This is a genomic window from Pseudochrobactrum sp. AO18b (assembly GCF_000409565.1).
Lineage (GTDB): Bacteria > Pseudomonadota > Alphaproteobacteria > Rhizobiales > Rhizobiaceae > Pseudochrobactrum > Pseudochrobactrum saccharolyticum.
On the sequence record NZ_ANNO01000146.1, the window covers coordinates 1 to 2,458 of the forward strand.

Below are 2,458 nucleotides of genomic sequence, written 5' to 3' on the forward strand. Positions count from 1 at the left end.
CTGCGCCCAGGCTTTTTCGGCAATCTCACGATAAATTTGTGCATGCGGGCTGTCCGGTTCTTTCACCGTAATCGGCATACCGGCATCAGATAATTCACGGATCTGCATATCCAGCGGCACCGCACCGAGGAAAGGTACATTCAGCCGCTCAGCTTCGCGCTGCGCTCCGCCATGTCCGAAAATATCATAACGCTTGCCGGTATCCGGAGCGATGAAATAGCTCATATTCTCAACAATACCGAGCAGCGGCACATTAACTTTGGCGAACATGTTCAGCCCTTTGCGGGCATCGATCAGCGCCAGATCCTGCGGTGTGGAAACGATCACCGCACCGGCCAGCGGCACCTGCTGCGCCATGGTCAGCTGAGCATCGCCGGTGCCCGGAGGCATATCGACAACCATCACATCGAGATTGCCCCACTCCACTTCACGCATCATCTGATTGAGCGCCGACATCACCATCGGGCCGCGCCAGATCATCGGGGTTTCTTCTTCCACCAGAAAGCCCATCGACATGACTTTGAGGCCGTAATTGCTCATCGGCTTCATGATGCGGCCATTGACCGTTTCCGGACGACCGGAAATACCGAGAAGGCGCGGCATTGACGGCCCGTAAATATCGGCATCAAGAATACCGACTTTCAGCCCCAGCGCCTGAAGCCCGAGCGCAATATTAACCGAAGTCGTGGATTTACCGACACCGCCTTTGCCGGAAGCCACGGCGATAATCTTGCCAACACCCGGAATACCCGGTTTTGCCTGCGGCTGCGGTGCTGCATGAGTATGTGCAGCCGGACGCGCCTGAGCTGCGGGCTGAGGGCGGCTTGGCGGAGGCGCATCATCGCTGGTGCGGCCGCCTTTGCGCTCGGCGGTCAGTGTGACCAGCGCACCGGCAACCCCCGGAATCTCTTTCACCAGTTTTTCCGCCCGCAGACGCAGCGGTTCCATCGCCTGCGCACGGTCAGACGGCACGGTAATAGAGAAAAACACTTTATTATCAGCGATAAAAATATCGGACACCAGTCCGAGGCTGACAATATCACCTTCGAAATCCGGTCCAGTGACCTGTTTCAGCTGAGCCAGCACCACATCTTTGGTGACCTGTGACATGCCTCATACCCCGTCGAATAATCTGTTCACCATTGCCGGCACAGTATTTTATCCTGCGACTGGCATTTCATGCATCATCGTTAAATGATTTTGTGTCTGAGAGAAAGTTATCTTCAGCCCTTTCCGCGCAAACCTCTGTGACATCGTGAGGCAGAGGGAGATCCGGCATCATTATTACAGAGGAAAGCTCTTTCCTTCCGCAAAGCACCGCGCTAAAAAGCGGAAAGCGCAGTTATATATAGTTCAGGGTGATGGTTCAGACACACAAAAACAAGCTGGTTTTAATACGCATCCTGTGCGTATTGGCGCTTGTTTTGCTGTCTTTTGCCCATAGACCGGTGGATGTCAGCACCCCCCTGCTGCAAATGACCACCAAAAGCGGCACCTCCGCTGAACCGGTCTTCATCCGTTATGAAACAATGCCTGATGGCAGTATTGTTTCGATCTGCGTTTCCGAAAACAGCGCCGCCTCTGACCAGCATCATAAAAATCATAATATGATGGTTGATTGCGAGGCCTGCCGTATCTCGGCGGCTTTTGCACTGGTTACACCACCTGCAGCCGGTGGTCCGGTTGTTGCCAAAGACACAGGCAACAGCGTCAGACGCACGGCCAAAGTTCTGCCCCGCTCCCGACCTTATCCGCCCGCCGCCCCGCCGCAGGCGCCACCTTTCCTTGCCTGATAACAGGTCTGCGCATTCGTACAATACCGCAGGAAATATCAGTCATGCGCTTTAAGCGCCTTCATGCTTTCTGCCTGCAATTTGCAGTCCGGAAAGCCGCATATTCGCAAGGAATAAATTTATGAAAACCATTTTCACACCACTCTGTGTTGCCAGCCTTCTTCTCGGCACTGCCGGTCTGGCACAGGCACATGTTTCGCTTGAAACAGCTCAGGCTAATGCAGGAAGCGGCTATAAAGCCGTCCTCAAAATCCCGCACGGCTGTGAAGGTGCAGCTACCACACAGATCAATGTCAAAATTCCGGAAGGTTTCATTGCCGCTCAGCCGCAGATGAAAGCCGGATGGGATATTGAAACTGTTAAATCCGACTACCAGCACAGCTATAAAGTGCACGGCAAAGACGTGAAAAACGGCGTGACCGAAGTGATCTGGAAAGGCGGCAAACTGCCGGGCGATTTCTATGATGAATTCTCGGTTGTCGGCAAACTCGCAGCCTTCGACAAGGATACAACATTGTCGTTCCCGACAATCCAGACCTGCGAAAACGGTAAAACCGAAAACTGGACAGATATCGCAGCAGAAGGCCAGAACCCGCATGATCTGAAAAACCCTGCGCCGCAATTGCTCGTGGCGGCTGCCACAAAACAGGCAAGCCATGACGGCC

The 2,458-nt window shown here is 53.9% G+C and carries 3 protein-coding genes; 2 read left to right on the forward strand and 1 reads right to left on the reverse strand.

All coding sequences use genetic code 11. From position 1 onward, the window contains the following. Positions 1-1,110 (reverse strand): Mrp/NBP35 family ATP-binding protein (locus A918_RS0106190; RefSeq protein WP_022710219.1); only part of this gene is annotated, 1,110 nt, incomplete at its 3' end. 251 nt (positions 1,111-1,361) lie between these two features. On the opposite strand from A918_RS0106190, the gene A918_RS19635 reads away from it, so the two are divergent. Together A918_RS19635 and A918_RS19640 are read left to right on the forward strand one after the other, a co-directional pair. Next, on the forward strand, positions 1,362-1,793 hold the full coding sequence (locus tag A918_RS19635) for a hypothetical protein (protein WP_022710220.1): 432 nt from the start codon (positions 1,362-1,364) through the stop codon (positions 1,791-1,793). Positions 1,794-1,914: 121 nt separating this feature from the next. Beyond that, the coding region (locus A918_RS19640; RefSeq protein WP_022710221.1) for a YcnI family protein at positions 1,915-2,458 on the forward strand (544 nt) is incomplete at its 3' end.

Bases quoted from the DNA above. Each gene is read 5' to 3' on its own strand.
- A918_RS19635 (WP_022710220.1), top strand. From the start codon at position 1,362: ATGGTTCAGACACACAAAAACAAGCTGGTTTTAATACGCATCCTGTGC.